This window comes from Jatrophihabitans sp. GAS493 (genome assembly GCF_900230215.1).
Classification (GTDB): domain Bacteria; phylum Actinomycetota; class Actinomycetes; order Mycobacteriales; family Jatrophihabitantaceae; genus MT45.
Genome location: NZ_LT907982.1, coordinates 1,560,520 through 1,578,494, shown reverse-complemented (window position 1 = coordinate 1,578,494; position 17,975 = coordinate 1,560,520). Strand labels below are relative to the sequence as shown.

Below are 17,975 nucleotides of genomic sequence, written 5' to 3'. Positions count from 1 at the left end.
CTCATCAAGCCTGACCCCGACGCCATGGCAAGCCATCGGCCGCGGGCATTCGTAGCCGCTGCGAGGCCAGCGCCAGGACGAGCAGAGTGACGATCTGCGGCGTGTAGGTGGTCAGTTCGATCGGCAGGGTGTCGGTGAAGTGATACCAGAGGTAGACCAGAACACCCAGCACAATGCAGATGATTCCAGTCGTCCGTCGAGCCTGCACGACCAGATAGATGCCACCGGCGACGAGCAGGATCGCCACGAAGAGCAGGAGCGCATGCACCGCCACCGCACCCGAGCGGGACTGCAGCGCGTCGGTATAGCCGAAGATCGAGGCACCGACCACCAGGCCTCCGGGGCGCCAGTTGCCGAAGATCATCGCGGCCAGACCGATGTACCCACGCCCGCCGGTCTGCCCCTCGCGAAAGACGGCGGTGAAGTTCACCAGGTAGGCGCCGGCCAAGCCGGCCAGGATGCCCGAGATCATCACTGCGATGTACTTCATCAAGTACACAGGAACTCCCTGGGACTCCGACTCCGACGGGTTCTCACCGCAGGAGCGCAGCCGCAGCCCGAAGGCGGTTCGCCACAGGATGAGCCAGGTGAGCGGGAAGAGCAGCATCATCAGGATTGTGAACGGGTTCAGCGAGGTGAGCAGGCCGCGCAGCAGCCCGGCGATGTCGCTGATCAGGAACCAATGATGAGCTTCGATCTTGCCGAGCTCGTCGTCGAGCCCGGGGACCCTGACCGTGGTGAACTTCGGCGTCTGCGGTGACTGGGTCGGGCCGCCACCCGGCTGGCCGGTGAAGAAGACCCCGGCCAGGTAACGCGAAACGCCGAGGGCGAGGATATTGATGGCAACACCCGAGACGATCTGGTCGACCCCGAAGCTGACGGTCGCGACGGCGTGGATGATGCCGCCGAGCAGACCACCGACGATGCCACCCACGATGCCGAGCCACGGACTGTGCCCGAAGTAGGCGAAGGCCGCCGCGAAGAACGTGCCGAGAATCATCATGCCTTCCAGCCCGATGTTCACCACGCCGGATCGCTCCGACCAGAGACCACCGAGGCCGGCCAGCGCGATCGGGATGCCGAGACTGATCGTCGCGGCCATGACTCCGGCCGAGGTGAGGTCGGTTATCCCGCTGGCCGAACGGACGAAGACGAAGACGACGAAGATCCCACCGGCCAGCAGCAGCCGCTGCGAGGTGCTCAGCCGGCGGCGGCGACGACGCCGGGCGGTCTGGCCCGGGGTGCTCTGCGGAGCCTCAGCCAGCGCGCTCATACCGTCACCGCCTCAGGGGTCGGCGCACTGGGCGGGGCGGGACTGCTCGGCGGCGCCAGCGCCCGGCCGACGGCTCGCTGCTGGTTGGCCAGCGCGATGCGCCGCACCAGCTCGAAGGCGATGACGACGGAGAGGACAACCACGCCCTGGGTGATCTGCACGATCTCCTTAGGAATGCTGATGATGTCCAGCGCCAGCGAGGATTGGTCCAGGAAGGCCCAGAGCAGTGCGGCGAAGGCGATGCCGATCGGGTTGTTGCGCCCGAGCAGGGCCACCGCGATACCGGTGAAGCCGAGTCCGGACTGGAAGGTGATGGAGGAGTAGGCGAAGGAATCCCCCAGCAGCACCGGCATTCCGATGAGCCCGGCCACGGCACCGGAGAGCAGCATCGAGATGACGATCATCCGCTTGACGTTGACGCCGCTGGCCTGCGCCGCCGAGGACGACCGGCCGGTGGCCCGCAGATCGAAGCCGAAGCGGGTGCGGGAGACGGTCACCTGGAAGGCCACCCCGACGACCACAGCCAGCACGATCAGCCCGTAGACCTTGGTGTCGGCCCCCGGCACCAGCGAGAGCGCACCCACGTGGCCGGAGGCCGGGATCGGGGTGGTGGTGATGTTGTTGGCCGACACCTGCTTACCCAGGATGGAGGGCCGGATCAGGTAGGCGATGAGGCCGGTGGCGATTCCGTTGAGCATGATGCTCGAGATCACCTCGCTGACTCCGCGGGTCACCTTGAGGATCGCGACGATGCCGGCCCAGGCCGCACCGACGAGCATCGCGACGATGATGATCGCGATCTGGTGGATTCCCTTGGGCAGCACCACGGCCCCACCGAAGGCGGCGGCCAGCATGGCGGCCATCCGATACTGACCGTCGACACCGATATTGAAGAGATTCATCCGGAAACCGATGGCCACCGCGACGGCCGACAGGTAATAGATGGTGGCGTTGTCGAGGATGCTGACCTTGCTGTCAGGCAGGTTTCCGTAGTCCCACATCGCCTTGATCGCATCGACCGGACTGTGACCGGTGACGAGCAGGACGAGGGAGGTGACCGCTGCGGCGATGAGGATCGCGACCGCCACCGCGGTGAGCGTCAGCCCCAGTGAACGAAGCTTCTCCTTCACTCTTCTCCTCCGTTGGATTCTCTATCGGCTCCGGTCATCGCCGCGCCGAGATCCTCGGCGGTGACGGTGCCCGGGTCGACCTCGGCCACCAGTCGCCCGCGCAGGATCACCTGCAGGGTGTCGGACATTCCGATGAGTTCGTCCAGGTCGGCCGAGATGAGCAGCACGGCCAGCCCGGCCGCCCGGGCCGCCCGCAGGTGGTCCCAGATGGCGGCCTGCGCCCCGACGTCGACGCCCCGGGTCGGGTGGGCGGCGATGAGCAACTTCGGCTCCCCGCTCATCTCTCGGCCGACGATGAGCTTCTGTTGATTGCCACCTGACAGCGATGCGGCCGGGACGTCGATTCCGGGGGTGCGGACATCGAACTGCTCCACGATTCGCTGGGTGTCGCGGCGAGCCCCGCCGCGGTCGATGAACGGGCCGCGGGCGTTCGGACGTTCTGACTGGTGGCCCAGGATCCGGTTCTCCCACAGCGGCGCCTCCAGCAACAGGCCCTGCCGGTGCCGGTCTTCGGGGATGTAGCCGATGCCGGCCACCCGTCGCCGCCGGGTCGGCCAGTGCGAGATGTCCTCGCCGGCGAGCTCAACGCTCCCCTCGCCGGGCCGAATGCCGATGATCGCCTCGACCAGTTCGGCCTGCCCGTTCCCCTCGACGCCGGCCAGCCCGACGATCTCACCGCGATGGATGGTCAGGTTCACATTCGAGACCAGCTCGCGCCCCTCGTCGGAGAAGACCGTCAGCCCACGCACCTGCAGGGCGACCACGTCGGTGACCGTCCCCTCGCGCAGCCCAGGCGTCGGCAACTCACTGCCCACCATCAACTCGGCCAACTGCCGGGACGTGGTCGACGCCGGATCGACCGTCTTTACCGTGGTCCCGCGGCGGATCACGGTGATCTCGTCGGCCACCGCACGGACCTCGTCGAGCTTGTGCGAGATGAATAGCACCGTCAGCCCCTCGCTCTTGAGCTCGCGCAGGTTGGCGAAGAGTTCGTCGACCTCCTGCGGCACCAGGACGGCGGTCGGCTCGTCGAGGATGAGGATCTTCGCCCCCCGGTAGAGCACCTTGCAGATCTCCACCCGCTGCCGATCTCCGACCCCGAGGTCCTCGACCAGATCCTGCGGGTTCAGGCCGAGGGAGTACGCGTCGGAGATCGCCTGGATGCGCTGGCGGGCGGTCTTGAAGTCGATCATGCCGGCCTTAGTCGGCTCGCTGCCGAGCACGATGTTCTCCAGCACGGTCAGGTTGTCGGCCAGCAGGAAGTGCTGGTGCACCATGCCGATTCCGGCTGCGATCGCGTCCGAGGGCGAGGAGAAGCTGACCTCGCGGCCGTCGATGGCGATCGTCCCCTCGTCCGGCTTGTGCATGCCGTAGAGCGTCTTCATCAGCGTCGACTTGCCGGCGCCGTTCTCACCGACGATCGCATGCACGTGAGAGCGCTGCACGACGATGTCGATGTCGTGGTTGGCCACCACGCCGGGGAAGCGTTTGGTGATGCCCCGCAGTTGCACTGCGGGGGGTTCAGCGTCCGAACGCCCGTCGACATCAAGCTCTGCGGGGGAAACGATGGCGCACGCTCCTAACCTGACTGCGGGATCAAGAAGTCCAAAAAAACAGTGGGCCCAGCCTGCACGTTATACCGCGCAGGCCGGGCCCACTATCACCGCCGCGTGACTAGCTCACAGTTGTCGGAACCGTGATCTCGCCGCTGATGATCTTCGCCTTGTACGCGTCGATCTGCGCCTTGTACGGGTCGATGATCGGGTTCGAGGTCGAGTAGCCGACCCCGTTGTCCTTCAGGCTGAAACGCTGCGATCCGGCGGTGAACTTGCCGTTCGCGTCGTTCTCGATGAAGTCGTACACGGCCGTGTCGACACCCTTGAGCGCCGAGGTCAGGATGAGCTTCTGCTCGTCGGCCGGAGCACTCTGGTACTGGTCGGAGTCGACGCCGATGGCCAGCTTCTGCTTCTCAGCCGCAGCCTGGAAGACACCGGCACCGGATCCACCCGCTGCGTGGTAAACGACATCCGCGCCACCGTCGTACTGGCCTTCGGCCGTGGTCTTGCCCTTGGCCGCGTCACCGAAGCCGCTGAAGTCCGGCGGCTGGGTGAGGTAGGCGACGAGCACCTTGATGCTCGGGTCGACGGCCTTGACGCCGGCCTGGTAGCCCGCCTGGAACTTCTGGATCAGCGGCTCCTGGACTCCACCGATGAAGCCGACCGTCTTGGTCTTGGTGGCCAGCGCCGCGGCGACACCGACGAGGAAGGAACTCTGCTCCTCGGTGAAGAGGAGGCTGGTCAGGTTCGGACCCTTGACGCTGTCGTCGTCGATGAGGGCGAAGTGGATGTTCGGGTACTTGGCGATCACCTTGCCGACGGCGGTCGCGTAGGCGAATCCGACGGCGATGATCGGGTTGTAGCCCGAGGTGGCGAGCAGGGTCAGGCGGTCTTCCTTGGCCTGGTCGTTCTCGCCGTTGGTGGCCGAGAGCTCCTTGGTCTGCACGTCGAGGTCCGTCTTGGCCTTGTCCAGGCCCGCTGCCGCGAGGTCGTTGAAGGACTTGTCACCCCGGCCGCCGACGTCGTACGCCATGCCGACCTTGATCGACTTCTTGGCCGCCGAGGTGCCACTGCTGGAACTGCTCGACTTGCTACTGCTGCATGCGCTTATCGTCAGAGCCGCCACCAGGGCGAAAGCCCCTAGCTTGAGTGCTCCCTTTGAGACGCTACGCGTTGAGCGCAAGACCGCTCTCCTCTCGTTGTTCTGACGCGACACAGCCAGCCCTCATAAACACATGAGGTTCGGTCTGGACTGTGCGCAGGATAGGTATTGAGGCTAGACCGATCATGGTGGCGCACGGAAACTGCCGGCCGCTTCGTCACCGGATCGTTGCTGAACGTTCGGGTGCCCGTCAGCCGAAACAACATCGTCAAATTGGCTGGCTAGCATCGGCGGCATGCTGATCCGCCCAGCCACCGAAACCGCCGTATTTACCGCCTCTGCCGGCATCTTCAGCGACGCCACCCTGGACGCGCTGGAGCTCTGTTACCGGGAGAACGGCTTCGTCATCCTGCGCGACGTCTACCGCCCGGAGCTACTTGAGCGGATGCAGGCCGAGTGCGCTACAGCCCAGCGCCAGGTCGTCGCCGGTGACTTACCGCAGCGGTACGGCTCCACCGTGTTCCTAGACGAGGGGTTCCGGAGAGAGAGGTTCCGGAGAGAGGGGTTTCTCCCCGCGGCGTTACGGAAAGACGCCTATCTCGAGGATCCAGCCAAGGCCGAACCCTTCGCCAACTACGTCGAGTTCATCAATGAGCTGTCGCCGGCCGTGCGCGCGGCGATCACCAGCCCGAGCCTGGTGGCCGCGCTGCACCGGGTGCTCGGCGTCAGCGCCTGGCTGCGCGACGACCAGCAGTTCGGCGTCGTCTATCAGGACGCCCGCCCGGGACGCGAGTCGGGCTACAGCCGGATCGGCTGGCACTCGGACTGGCAGGCCGGGCCGAGCCAGACCCTCTGGCCCTCCACCGCCTTCACCATCCATCTCGACGCGACGAGCCCGGCCAACGGGTTCCTGCGGGTCGTTCCGGGCAGCCACAACTGGGCCACTCCGGCTCCATACCGCAACATCAACAATGTGGCCGTGCCGCCGACCGCCCAGCCGGCCGGCGGCTACACGGCAACGCCACCGCCCTTCGAGATGCCGCTGGCCTTCGAGGCGATCCCGGGCGAGGTGCCGGTCATCGCCGAGGTCGGCGACGTGATCCTGCACGACTGCTACCTCTGGCACTCCGCGGCCCGGGCCACCGACGACGACACCACCCGCCGCCACGTCCGCGGCGCCTACTACGCCGGCGACCGGCAGTCTCCGCTGCCCGACGAGTTCATCAAGAACGCCGCTCGCTGACGCCTCACGGCTTCTTTGCTAAGGTCAGCTTATAAGTCTAAGCTGATGGAATGCCGAGCTTTCCGAATGAGCCTGACGTCTCGCGGGTCGCCGGGGCGCTCCTGGTCAGCGTTAGTCTGCTGCGTCGCCGGCTGCGCCAGGCGCCGATCGACGGTGAGCTAACCCTCCCCGAGACCTCCGCGCTCACCCGGCTGGACCGCGGCGGGCCGACGACCTCAGCCGCGCTGGCCCGCACCGAGCAGATCAGCCCGCAGTCGATGGGGGCGACGCTGGCCGCATTGGAGGCCCGCGGTCTGGTCCAGCGCAGCGCCGACCCCGACGATGGCCGGCGCGTACTGCTGACCCCGACCGACGCCGGGCTGGAGGTACTCCGCACCCGCCGCAGCGCGCGCGTCGAACAGCTGGCCCAGGCGCTCTCCAACGGATTCACCCCAACTGAGCTCACCCAGCTGATGGCCGCGGCCCCGCTGCTGGAACGCCTCGCCCAGAATCTCTGATGCCGGATTCGCTGAACGACGGAACGTTCCGCTCGCTGCGGATCTACAACTATCGGCTGTGGGCGATCGGGGCCATCGTCTCCAACGTCGGCACCTGGATGCAGCGAACCGCGCAGGACTGGCTGGTCCTCACCCAGCTGACCCAGCACAGCGCGACCTCGGTCGGCATCGTGCTGGCCCTGCAGTTCGCCCCCCAGTTGCTGCTCCTGCCGCTCACCGGGCTGGCCGCCGATCACCTCGACCGCCGTCGACTCGTGATGGGCACCCAAGCCGCGATGGGACTGCTCGCCCTCGGCCTCGGCCTACTGACCGTCAGCGGCGCCGTCCAGCTCTGGCAGGTCTATGTCTTCGCCCTTCTACTGGGCGTGGCAACCGCCTTCGACGCGCCGGCCCGGCAGACCTTCGTGGCCGAACTCGTCGATGCCCCCAACCTCTCCAACGCGGTCGGGCTGAACTCCACCTCCTTCAATGTCGCCCGGCTGATCGGCCCGTCGATCGCCGGGCTGCTGATCGCGGCCGTCGGCTCGGGGTGGGTCTTCCTGATCAATGCCGTCACCTTCGCGGCGGTCTTGACCAGCCTGGCGATGCTGCGGCGCAACGAGCTGCACCGATCGGCCCGGCAACGATGGACCCCCGGCAGCTTCGTCGACGGATTCCGCTACGTCAACGGGCGCCCGGACCTCAAGGCGATCCTGTTGATGCTCTTCCTGATCGGCACCTTCGGGCTCAATTTCCCTTTGTTTCTATCGACCATGACGGTCGGCGTGTTCCACGCCGGCGCCGGTGCCTACGGGCTGGTGACCTCGACGATGGCGATCGGGTCGGTGGCCGGGGCACTGCTTGCCGCCCGTCGCGCCCGACCGCGGATCGCCCTGCTCTTCCTGGGCTCGGCGCTCTTCGGCGTCGGGCTCGCGGTGGCGGCGGTCGCCCCCACTTTCCTATTCTTTTCACTGGCATTGATCGTGGTCGGCGTCGCCTCCCAGACCCTCACCACAACCGCCATCAGCACCGTCCAACTGGCCACCGAACCGGCCATGCGGGGACGGGTCATCGCGATCCTGCTCGCCGTCACCCTCGGGGCAACCCCGATCGGTGCCCCGATCGTCGGCTGGGTCACCGACGTCTACGGTCCGCGTTGGGGCGTCAGCATCGGCGCGGCCGGCGGTTTCGCGGCGGCGATCGTCGGGGCCCACTACCTGGTCAAATACCAGCAACTACGGCTGCACCTCGACGGCTGGCGGCTACGGGTTCAGCTTCACGAGCCTGATCTGCTAGCCGCGGGATCAGCAGAATCACCAATCAATAAAGGAGGCCCTCTCATGAGCGTGACAACGTTGGACGACCACACGGCCCTGATCGTGATCGACCTGCAGAAGGGGATCGTGGGTCTGCCCACCGTCCATCCGATGGACGGTGTGCTGAGGAACGCCACCGCGCTGATCGAGCAGTTCCGTGCCCGCCGGCTCCCGGTCGTGCTCGTCAACGCGGATGGCGGAGCGCCCGGACGCACCCAGACGCCCCCACGGACGACGCAGCGCCCGGCGGACTGGGCCGAGCTCGTCGCCGAGCTGAACCAGCAGCCGGATGATCACCTCGTCACCAAGCGCACCTGGGGCGCCTTCACCAACACCGACCTGAACGCCTACCTGCGCGGGAAGGGCGTCACCCAGGTCGTCATCGTTGGCGTTTCGACCAGCGCCGGCGTGGAGTCGACGGCCCGCCAGGCCCACGAGCACGGGTATCACGTCACCCTCGCCGTGGACGCCATGACCGACATGAACCCGGATGCGCACAGCAACAGTGTCGAGCGGATCTTCCCGCGGTTGGGCGAGACCGGTAGTACGGCCGAGCTGCTGGAGAAGATCGAGCAGCTGGAGATGGTGGAGCCGTTCAGCCCCGGCTAACGCCGAACTCGCGGCACGCGTCGCTGCCGCTTGTGTCGCTGTCGCTCGTGACGCCATCGCGGCAGGCGTCGCCGCTGCTTTGCGTGCGAAATTGCCGATTCTCCCACGAAAACCGGCAAATCCGCGCGCAGAGCGAGCCGGGTGGGTACGCGCTAGCCGCTCAGCAACATTGCTCGGAGTCCGGCCCGCACCGAGTTCTCCAGAAACGCCGCGCCGATGCTCGTCTCGTCGAGCAATTGCAGATCTGTGCTGTCGAAGCCGAGGCTGCGCTGTAAAACCTCCCGCTCGTCGCGCAGCGTCGATCCGGTCTGCATCGGGTTGTCGTCGCCTAGCACGATCGCCAACCCCCGCTCCCGGAAGATCCGTGCCGGGTGCTCGCTCACCTCGGCGATCGCTCCGGTGTACCAGTTCGAGGTCGGGCAGCACTCGATCACCACACCCTGATCACGGATCCAGGCCAGCACCTCGCGATCGCCGGCCACATGAGCACCGTGCCCGATCCGGGTTGCGCCGAGCAGCTCGACCGCCTGCCGGGCGTAGCGGGCCGGCGCCGCCTCGGCCGCATGGCAGGTGAGGCCCAGTCCGGCCGAACGAGCCAGCGCAAACGCCTCGACATAGGGCTCGAGATCCGGAAAGCGCAGCTCGTCGCCGGCCAGGTCGAAGCCGACGACCCCGGCTCCGGCGTGCGCCGCCGCGGCCCGAGCCACGTCCAGTAACGACTCGCGGTGGCGCGGACTGCGCAGCACGGCGACCACCAGACCAGCCGGCATTCCGCTCATCCGGCTCCCCTCCCGCACCCCCGCGCAGGCGGCGGCGACCACGTCAGCCATCGCAAATCCCGGGCGCACATGGGTGGCCGGCCCGAAGCGCAGCTCCAAGTAGGCCTGCCCGTCGGTGGCCGCATCCAGGACGGCCTCTTTGGCGATGCGGAAGATGTGCTCACCGGTGTCGAAGAACGGGTAGCTCGCCGCGACCTTCTCCAGATACACGGTGAGGTCGGCCGGTCCGTCAAGGCGTAGCGCCTGCGCCCAGTCGGCGACCGAGCCCTCCGAGAGCTCAGCCGCCGTCGCCGGGCGAATCCGCCCCTCGAGGTGCGAGTGCAGGTTGACGTTCATCGGCCGATTCCCTCAAAGCCACCCATCACAGGTCCAACGCGACCGCTGTCTCCAGCGCCACCTCGATGCTGTTCATCCAACCCGCCTTCAACTTCTCGTTCTTCTTGTCATAGAGACTGGCACCCTCGACCAGGTTGCTGGAGCAGGCGCAGATCATCCCGGCCCGCAGCCCCCGTAGGCGCGCCACCACGTAGAGCGCGGAGCTCTCCATCTCGACATTGAGTATGCCGAGTTGGTTCAACTGCGAGATCCACTCCGGCGTCTCGGCGTAGAAGGCGTCGTCGGAGGCATTGATCCCGGAGTGCACCGCGAAACCGCCACGGCCGACCTGCAGTTCATTGGCTATTCGCTTAAGCTCCAGCGCGATGGCCAGATCCGGGACGGCCGGGAACCCAGGGTGGGCATAGGCGGCCGTGGTGCCGTCGTTGCGCAGCGATCCCTCACTCACCAGCAGGTCACCGGGCTCGACGCCGGGCTGCAGGCCGGCTGAACTTCCGACCCGGATGAATGAGGTGACGCCCACCCGCGCCAGCTCCTCCACGGCGATCGCGGTGGAGGGGCAGCCCATCCCGGTCGAGGTCGCGGTGATGAGCTTCCCCTTGTATTTGCCGGTCATCGTGCGGTGTTCGCGGTTATGCGCCACCTCCTTGACGTCGGTGAGGAACTCCGCGACGAACGGCACCCGGAACGGATCACCCGGTAGCAGCGCCACCGAGCTGACCTCGCCGGGAGCGACCGCGATGTGGTACTGCCGCTCGTTCTGCCCGACCTGACTCTTATCGATTAGCTGGCTCACGGGCGGCGACGCTACGAGCGGTAGGTTTCGGTGCCGTTACGGAAGCTCGGTGCCGTTACGGAAGCTGAGTGTTCGACCAGTTACCGTGTGCAGCATTCGCCACCCTGTCTTAACTTGCGTGTTACAAGAGGGCAACAGTGCAGGCAAGCCCGCGACCTATTTTCGTGACGTTCACTCCGAACGACGTGGCGACAGCCCAGCCGTCACCGCGTCACCCTTCCTCACAGCCTCATGGAGTTGCCTACATGAAGACCGACCGTCGCAGCGCAACCGACACCACCAGCTCACCCTTCGGCGCGAGCGCCGCCGCTCCGGCCGCGTTGGAGCGAGCGAAGGCGGTTAGCCGGCGATCCTTCCTCACCTACGCCGGGCTCGGCGCGGCGGGACTGGCCGGCGTCAGCGCGATCGCCGCCTGCTCGAGCGACAGCTCCAGCAGTGCCAGCGGGGCAACGACGTCTGGGGCGACGGCCAGCTACGGAGACATCTCGCTGCAGCTCTCCTGGATCAAGAACATCGAGTTCTCCGGTGAGTTCATGGCCGACTCGAAGGGGTACTACACCAAGGCCGGCTTCAACAAGGTGACCCTGGTGACCGGTCCGGTCGACAGCGCCGACGCGCTCGTCGCCGCCGGCACCGTCACCGTCGGCCTCTCGGCCCCGGACGCCACGGCCCGGGTCATCACCGAGCAGGGCGCCCCGTTGAAGATCATCGGCAGCACCTACCAGAAGAACCCGTTCTGTGTCCTCTCCCTGGAGGAGGGGAAGCCGATCCGTACGCCGGCCGACCTGAAGGGGAAGACGATCGGTGTGCAGACCGGAACGAACCAGACGATCTTCGCCGGGTTCCTGAAGGCCAACAACATCGACCCGAAGGACCTCAAGCAGGTGGCCACCGGCTACGAGCCGACCGACCTGACCGCGAAGAAGATCGACGGCTACATCGCCTACCTGACCAACGAGCCGATCCTGGTCAAGGGCGAGGGCTTCACCCCGGTCACCCTCTCCTTCGCCGACAACGGCCTGCCCCTCACGGCCGAGACGTTCACCGTCACCGATGACACGTTGAAGAACAAGCGCGACATGCTGAAGGCGTTCCTGAAGGCCGAGATCCAGGGTTGGAACGACGCCATCGCCGACGGTGGCCCGGCCGCCTCGGCCGAACTCGCCGTCAACACCTACGGCAAGGACAAGGGGCTCAAGGTCGACGAACAGACCCTGGAGGCGACCGAGCAGGTGAAGCTGATCTCGACGGCCGACACCAAGGCGAACGGGATCTTCACCCTCACCGACGACCTGCAGGCCAACATCATCAAGGCCCTGGGCGTCATCGGCATCACCATCAAGGGCAGTGACCTCTTCGACCTCACCCTGCTCGACGAGGTCTACAAGGAGAACCCGGATCTGAAGAAGGGCTAGTCCACTGACGTCCCGCGGGTCGGTATCGCACGGCAGCTCAACGGCTGGCGCGGTACCGGCCCGCGTCCGGCGCCTCACCACAGGTGATACGCCAGTCAATGACGTGACAGGTTCAAGCCGCAACGATGCACGCAACGAGGAAGGCCCCGGCCGATGAGTGAACTCGCGCAGAGCACCAGCCCGCAGACCACCAGCCCGCCGCCGCGCAGCGAGGTTCCGATCGGCACCCAGTCGCCGGAGACGGAACCGAACTCAGCCACCGGCATCAACATCCAGGGACTCACCAAGACCTTCAGCCTGGGCCGCAAGACGGTCACCGCGCTGGACAACGCCAGCCTCGGCACCCGCAAGGACTCCTTCCTCTCCCTGCTCGGGCCGTCGGGCTGCGGGAAGTCGACGATCCTGCGAATCCTGGCCGGACTGGAGAAGCCCACCTCGGGGTCGGCCCTCATCAACGGCCAATCCACCAATGAAATCCAGCGCAATCATGAGCTGGGCATCGCCTTCCAGGAGAACGCGCTACTCCCTTGGCGAACCGTCACCAAGAACATCCGGCTGCCCCTGGAGGTGGCCGGCATCAAACCGGCCCCCGGGCTCATCGAGGACCTGATCAAGCTGGTCGGCCTCAGTGGCTTCGAGAACGCCAAACCGGCCCAGCTCTCCGGCGGCATGCGCCAGCGAGTGGCCATCGCCCGGTGCCTGGTCGTGCAGCCGACGGTGATGCTGCTGGACGAGCCGTTCGGCGCCCTCGACGACATGACCCGGCAGCGGCTCAACGTCGAGCTGCTGCGCATCTGGACCGAGAAGCCGGCCACCACACTGATGGTGACGCACGGGATCGCCGAGGCGGTCTTCCTCTCCGACGTCGTCGCCGTCATGAGCCCGCGCCCGGGGCGAATCGCCGAGGTGGTCACCATCGACCTGCCGCGTCCGCGCACCCCTGACCTGATGCGTACCCCGGAGTTCCACGCCTACCACGATCAACTGTCGGAGATCCTCTTCGGACGGGGCGGCGTCGCCACCGATCCCTCCAGCGAGGGCTGATCGACATGACGATGCTCGATCCGGATCCATCCTCGGCGATACCACTCGGTCTGCAGCCTCGCCATCGCCGCCTCACCGTCTCACTCTCCGGCATGCCGGCCTGGGTGGGTGGCGTAATCGGTGTGGCCATCATCCTCGTCATCTGGTGGATCGCCTCCCAGACGCTCTACACCGACAGCCATGCCATCCCGACCCCGTCAGCGGTCTTCGCGCACTTCTTCAACAGCGACGACTGGACGGCGCTGATCCACAACTTCACCCCGACGATCCAGGCCGCCTTCTACGGGTTCCTGATCGGTGACTTCGCCGCCATCGTCATGGCGGTTGCGGTACTGCTCATCCCGCCGATCGAGGAGCTGGTCAACCAGCTGGCCATCGTCACCTACTGCCTGCCGCCGGTCGCCATCGGCCCGATCGTGGTCATTATCGGCGGCCAGGCCCACCCGCAGGCGGCACCGATCGTCCTCGCGTCACTGGCCCCGTTCTTCACCACCGTGGTCGGCTGCCTCATCGGCCTGCGCGCCGCTCCGCAGGCCAGCCTCGACCTGGTCACCGCCTACGGGGGCTCCCGGATGGCCCAACTGCGAAAGGTGCAGGTCATCGCGGCCCTGCCGAATGTCTTCGCCGCACTCAAGATCGCCGCCCCGGCCGCCTTCCTCGGCGCCATCCTGGCCGAGTTCCTGGGCGGAGGCGGTGACAACTCGGTCGGCCAGGCCCTCATCGCGGCGCAGACCCGCGGCGATGCGGCCCGCCTGTGGTGGCTCGCGCTCTGCTGCGGCGCGGTCGCCGGCATCGGCTATCTGATCGTCGGCCTGCTGGCCCGCGTCGTCACCCCGTGGACCACGGCAGAGAACGTCGGGGGGGCCAAGTGACCGCCGTGATCACCCCCGACCCGACGACCGTCGTCACGCCGGGGACGCCCACCGAGGAGAGCTCGACCTCGTTCGCCGGCCTGATGCTGCGCCGCGTCGGCAGCGCCGTCACCACCGTGGTGCTCTCCCTGGTGGTGCTCACCATCCTGTGGATCAGTGTCCTGAACGTCTTCAACGTCTCGAAGTTCGTGGGCAAATCTCCGGTCGACGTCTACAACTACCTCTTCACCGACCATCCGGCACCCGGCGTCCGGCCGACCACGATGACCCCCGAGATGGCCCGCTCCCAAGCGCTCACCGCGCTCTGGAAGACGCTCTTCGACGCCGGCATCGGCTTCACGGTCGGCATCATCCTGGCGCTGCTGATCGCGTCCCTCTTCGTCCTCTACAAGCCCTTCGAGTTCGCCTTCATGCCGATCGCGATGCTGCTGCGCTCGGTACCGCTGGTCGCGATGGCGCCGGTGGTGCTCCTCATCGTCGGGCGCGGCACGGGAGCCATCGCGACGATCGGCGCGATCGTCGTCCTCTTCCCGGCACTGGTGAATATCGTGCTGGGACTGCGCTCCACCTCGGCCGAGGCCCTGGATGTGATCCGGGTCAACGGCGGCTCGGAGCGGACCGCCCTGCTCAAGGTCCGCGTCCCGTCGGCGCTGCCGAACTTCTTCGCCGCCGTGCGGATCTCGGTCCCCGGCGCGGTGGTCGGGGCGATGCTGGCCGAGTGGTTGTCGGGGTTCGTCGGCCTTGGCGGGCTGCTCAGCGGTTATAAGGGCGTGGCCAACTACACCGGCGTCTGGACGATCGTGATGCTCTCGGTGGTGGCCTCGATCGTGCTGTACTCGATCGCCACCATCGTGGAGACCGCCGTGCTGGCCAAGTGGGGCCCCAACGCCGGCAAACGCTGACCCAGCTGACCTCACGCTGCCCCGGAGACCCTCGGCGCTCCGTCCCGGAAACCGTCGGTTCAGAGCCGGCGGATCGACGCTGCGCGGGACAGAGCGCCGGTAGCGCGGGTTTCCCGCCGGTAGGCCAAGGGTTCACAGGTGTCCTGATCGTCACATCGCCTAGGCGCTGACGAGCAGATAGCGGCAGGGTTAACATCAGCTGTTGGTTCCGTTTCGCCTAAGCGAGTTCCCCAATGTCGCTCACGGTGATCCTTCGGGCCCGACGCCAGCGTTTCTGCAGGCCGAGGACGTGGTTCGCGGCCTGAAGTTCTATGTGCATGATGAGCCGGATTCCGCGCACCGGTGTGAGCTACGGAGGAACCCAGACAGTGTCGAGCGTCGCAGACGGTCCGGTAGCACCGGCCGTCAAGCTCCCGGCCAACCAGGCAAACGGCAAACCAGTCACCAAGACCAAGGTCGTCGGCACCCTCTACCGGGGTCGCGAGGGTATGTGGTCCTGGGTCGCCCACCGCATCACCGGCGTCCTCACCTTCTTCTTCCTCTTCGCCCACGTGCTGGACACGGCGCTGGTGCGGGTCTCACCGGACTCCTACGACAAGGTGATCGAGACCTACAAGAACCCATTCGTCAACCTGATGGAGGTCGGGCTGGTCGGCGCGGTCCTGTACCACGCGCTCAACGGCCTGCGCATCATCGCCGTCGACTTCTGGAGCAAGGGCCCGCGCCTGCAGCGTCAGATGCTCTGGATCATCGTCGGGGTCTGGGTCGTGGTCATGGTGCCGGGGGCGTTCTTCATGCTCAAGCACACCGTCGAGACGCTGACCGGGAGCAAGTAGATGACTGACTCACTCGCCCGCGTGCCCGGCGACTCGCTCTCCATGTACTCCCCGATCCCACCGGTCATCGAGGCACCCCGCTCGTCGCCGGCCCGCCGTGGCCGTGGCAAGACGAACATGGAGCTCTACGCGTGGTTGTTCATGCGCGTCTCCGGCATCATCCTGGTCGTGCTGGTGCTCGGGCACCTGTTCATCATGAACATCCTCGACGGCGGCGTGCAGCGCATCAACTTCGGCTTCGTCGCCGGACGGTGGGCCTCCCCGTTCTGGCAGACCTGGGACCTGGTGATGCTCTGGTTGGCGATGATCCACGGCAGCAATGGCCTGCGCACCATCATCAACGACTACACCCGCCGCGATCAGACCCGCTTCTGGCTCAAGGTACTGCTGTACACCGCCTCGACGCTGGTCATCACCCTCGGCACACTCGTCATCTTCACGTTTGACCCGAACCACTGATTCGTCACCCGAACTGAACACCAGCTTCACCGAAGCGAGTCACCGCTTAACTCCCCTGAGAGGGTTGAAATAGTGCAAGAGCATTCATACGACGTAGTCATCGTCGGCGCGGGTGGCGCAGGTATGCGCGCCGCCCTGGAATCTTCCAGCCGCGTGCGTACGGCCGTGCTCACCAAGCTCTACCCCACCCGCTCGCACACCGGTGCCGCTCAGGGCGGCATGTGCGCAGCGCTGGCCAATGTCGAGGAAGACAACTGGGAGTGGCACACCTTCGACACCGTCAAAGGCGGCGACTACCTCGTCGACCAGGACGCGGCCGAGGTGATGTGCAAGGAGGCCATCGACGCTGTCCTCGACCTGGAGAAGATGGGGCTGCCGTTCAACCGCACGCCGGAGGGGCGCATCGACCAGCGCCGATTCGGCGGCCACACCCGCAACCACGGTGAGTCCGCGGTGCGCCGCTCCTGCTACGCCGCCGACCGCACCGGGCACATGATCCTGCAGACGCTCTACCAGAACTGCGTGAAGCAGGGCGTCGAGTTCTACAACGAGTTCTACGTCCTCGACCTGCTGCTGGTCGACGACGCCGAGGGCAACCCGCAGGCGGCCGGCGTCGTGGCCTACGAGCTGGCCAGCGGCGAGATCCACGTCTTCAAGGCGAAGTCGGTGGTCTTCGCGACCGGCGGCGTCGGCAAGGTCTTCAAGACCACGACGAACGCACACACCCTCACCGGTGACGGCATGGGCGTGGTGTACCGCAAGAACCTGCCGCTGGAGGACATGGAGTTCTACCAGTTCCACCCGACGGGTCTGGCCGGGCTGGGCATCCTGCTCAGCGAGGCGGCCCGCGGCGAGGGCGCCATCCTGCGCAACTCCGAAGGTGAGCGCTTCATGGAGCGCTACGCCCCGACGATCAAGGACCTGGCACCGCGCGACATCGTCGCCCGGTCGATGGCCAGCGAGGTGCGCGAGGGTCGCGGTGCCGGCCCGAACCGCGACTACGTCTACCTCGACCTCACCCACCTGGAGCCCGCGCACATCGACGCGAAGCTGCCGGACATCACCGAGTTCGCCCGTACTTACCTCGGTGTTGAGCCCTACACCGAGCCGGTGCCGGTCTACCCCAGCGCGCACTACGCGATGGGCGGCGTGCCGACCAACATCCGGGCCGAGGTGCTGCGCAACAACACCGATATCGTCCCCGGCCTCTACGCCGCCGGCGAGGTGGCCTGTGTCTCGGTGCACGGCTCGAACCGGCTGGGCACCAACTCGCTGCTGGACATCAACGTCTTCGGCCGCCGGGCCGGCATCGCGGCCGCCGAGCACGCCGTGGCCAGCCAGCACCTCGAACTGCCCGAGACGCCATCGGCTTTCGTCGAGGGCCTCATCAGCACCCTGATGAACTCGACCGGCAGCGAGCGGGTCTCCACGATCCGCACCGAACTGCAGGCCACCATGGACCTCAATGCGCAGGTGTACCGCACCGAGGAGTCACTGAAGCAGGCTGAATCCGACATCGCGGCGCTGCGCGAGCGGTACGTCAACGTCTCGATCGGAGACAAGGGCAAGCGCTTCAACTCCGACCTGCTGGAGGCCATCGAACTCGGCTTCCTGCTCGAGATCGCCGAGATCATGGTCGTCTCGGCCAAGGCCCGCAACGAGTCGCGCGGGGCGCACTTCCGCGAGGACTACCCGAACCGCGACGACGTGAACTTCATGCGGCACACGATGGCCTACCGCCAGCCCGACGGCAGCATCGCCCTTGATTACAAGCCGGTCGTGCAGACCCGGTACATGCCGATGGAGCGCAAGTACTAGCCCGTTCCACCGC

At 66.6% G+C, this 17,975-nt stretch carries 16 protein-coding genes and 1 pseudogene; 11 read left to right on the top strand and 6 right to left on the bottom strand.

Features of this window, described 5'->3' with window-relative positions:
- Window positions 1-4: 4 nt before the first annotated feature.
- The 4 genes from CPH63_RS07165 to CPH63_RS07150 all read right to left on the bottom strand — a co-directional run bounded on the left by CPH63_RS07165 (window position 5) and on the right by CPH63_RS07150 (window position 5,142).
- Complete coding sequence (locus CPH63_RS07165; RefSeq protein WP_096302271.1) at window positions 5-1,273, bottom strand: ABC transporter permease; 1,269 nt, start codon at window positions 1,271-1,273, stop codon at window positions 5-7.
- Window positions 1,270-2,403, bottom strand: coding sequence for an ABC transporter permease (locus CPH63_RS07160; RefSeq protein WP_096302270.1), 1,134 nt, complete (start codon window positions 2,401-2,403; stop codon window positions 1,270-1,272). The genes CPH63_RS07165 and CPH63_RS07160 overlap by 4 nt, the downstream gene beginning before the upstream one ends.
- Window positions 2,400-3,914, bottom strand: a complete 1,515-nt coding sequence (locus CPH63_RS07155) for an ABC transporter ATP-binding protein (RefSeq protein WP_157749350.1) — start codon at window positions 3,912-3,914, stop codon at window positions 2,400-2,402. The genes CPH63_RS07160 and CPH63_RS07155 overlap by 4 nt, the downstream gene beginning before the upstream one ends.
- 163 nt (window positions 3,915-4,077) lie before the next feature.
- Window positions 4,078-5,142, bottom strand: a complete 1,065-nt coding sequence (locus CPH63_RS07150; RefSeq protein ID WP_241895835.1) for a BMP family protein — start codon at window positions 5,140-5,142, stop codon at window positions 4,078-4,080.
- A 214-nt stretch (window positions 5,143-5,356) separates the two neighbouring features.
- On the opposite strand from CPH63_RS07150, the gene CPH63_RS07145 reads away from it, so the two are divergent.
- From CPH63_RS07145 to CPH63_RS23630, 4 genes and pseudogenes are all read left to right on the top strand, one after another.
- A complete protein-coding gene (locus tag CPH63_RS07145; RefSeq protein WP_096302267.1) occupies window positions 5,357-6,304 on the top strand; it encodes a phytanoyl-CoA dioxygenase family protein in 948 nt (315 codons plus the stop codon).
- 50 nt (window positions 6,305-6,354) lie between these two features.
- The gene (locus CPH63_RS07140) at window positions 6,355-6,801 is read left to right on the top strand and encodes a MarR family winged helix-turn-helix transcriptional regulator (protein ID WP_096302266.1); all 447 of its coding nucleotides are present in this window, start codon (window positions 6,355-6,357) and stop codon (window positions 6,799-6,801) included.
- Window positions 6,801-8,066: pseudogene (locus CPH63_RS07135) on the top strand (MFS transporter); the annotation flags it as partial. The gene CPH63_RS07140 and the pseudogene CPH63_RS07135, both read left to right, overlap by 1 nt.
- 54 nt (window positions 8,067-8,120) lie before the next feature.
- Entirely contained in the window at window positions 8,121-8,705 is a 585-nt protein-coding gene (locus CPH63_RS23630) for an isochorismatase family protein (RefSeq protein ID WP_172892290.1), read from the top strand.
- 152 nt (window positions 8,706-8,857) lie between these two features.
- On the opposite strand, the gene add is transcribed toward CPH63_RS23630, so the two are convergent.
- On the bottom strand, window positions 8,858-9,820 hold the full coding sequence (add, locus tag CPH63_RS07130; RefSeq protein ID WP_096302264.1) for an adenosine deaminase: 963 nt from the start codon (window positions 9,818-9,820) through the stop codon (window positions 8,858-8,860).
- Between the two features lie 25 nt (window positions 9,821-9,845).
- Window positions 9,846-10,616: a nucleoside phosphorylase gene (locus CPH63_RS07125; RefSeq protein WP_197704610.1), complete on the bottom strand. Its 771-nt coding sequence runs from the start codon at window positions 10,614-10,616 to the stop codon at window positions 9,846-9,848.
- 245 nt (window positions 10,617-10,861) lie between these two features.
- On the opposite strand from CPH63_RS07125, the gene CPH63_RS07120 reads away from it, so the two are divergent.
- The 7 genes from CPH63_RS07120 (at window position 10,862) to sdhA (ending at window position 17,962) form a co-directional block, all read left to right on the top strand.
- Window positions 10,862-12,031: an ABC transporter substrate-binding protein gene (locus CPH63_RS07120; protein ID WP_096302263.1), complete on the top strand. Its 1,170-nt coding sequence runs from the start codon at window positions 10,862-10,864 to the stop codon at window positions 12,029-12,031.
- A gap of 153 nt (window positions 12,032-12,184) precedes the next feature.
- The gene (locus CPH63_RS07115) at window positions 12,185-13,075 is read left to right on the top strand and encodes an ABC transporter ATP-binding protein (RefSeq protein WP_096302262.1); all 891 of its coding nucleotides are present in this window, start codon (window positions 12,185-12,187) and stop codon (window positions 13,073-13,075) included.
- Window positions 13,076-13,080: 5 nt separating this feature from the next.
- Window positions 13,081-13,947: an ABC transporter permease gene (locus CPH63_RS07110; protein ID WP_096302261.1), complete on the top strand. Its 867-nt coding sequence runs from the start codon at window positions 13,081-13,083 to the stop codon at window positions 13,945-13,947.
- Window positions 13,944-14,849, top strand: a complete 906-nt coding sequence (locus CPH63_RS07105; protein ID WP_096302260.1) for an ABC transporter permease — start codon at window positions 13,944-13,946, stop codon at window positions 14,847-14,849. The genes CPH63_RS07110 and CPH63_RS07105 overlap by 4 nt, the downstream gene beginning before the upstream one ends.
- A 488-nt stretch (window positions 14,850-15,337) precedes the next feature.
- On the top strand, window positions 15,338-15,685 hold the full coding sequence (sdhC, locus tag CPH63_RS07100; RefSeq protein WP_371364882.1) for a succinate dehydrogenase, cytochrome b556 subunit: 348 nt from the start codon (window positions 15,338-15,340) through the stop codon (window positions 15,683-15,685).
- Window positions 15,686-16,144 carry a succinate dehydrogenase hydrophobic membrane anchor subunit gene (locus CPH63_RS07095; RefSeq protein ID WP_096302259.1) on the top strand — a complete coding sequence of 153 codons (459 nt, stop codon included), beginning with the start codon at window positions 15,686-15,688 and terminating at the stop codon, window positions 16,142-16,144.
- Window positions 16,145-16,216: 72 nt separating this feature from the next.
- Entirely contained in the window at window positions 16,217-17,962 is a 1,746-nt protein-coding gene (gene sdhA / locus CPH63_RS07090; RefSeq protein WP_096302258.1) for a succinate dehydrogenase flavoprotein subunit, read from the top strand.
- Window positions 17,963-17,975: the final 13 nt, after the last annotated feature.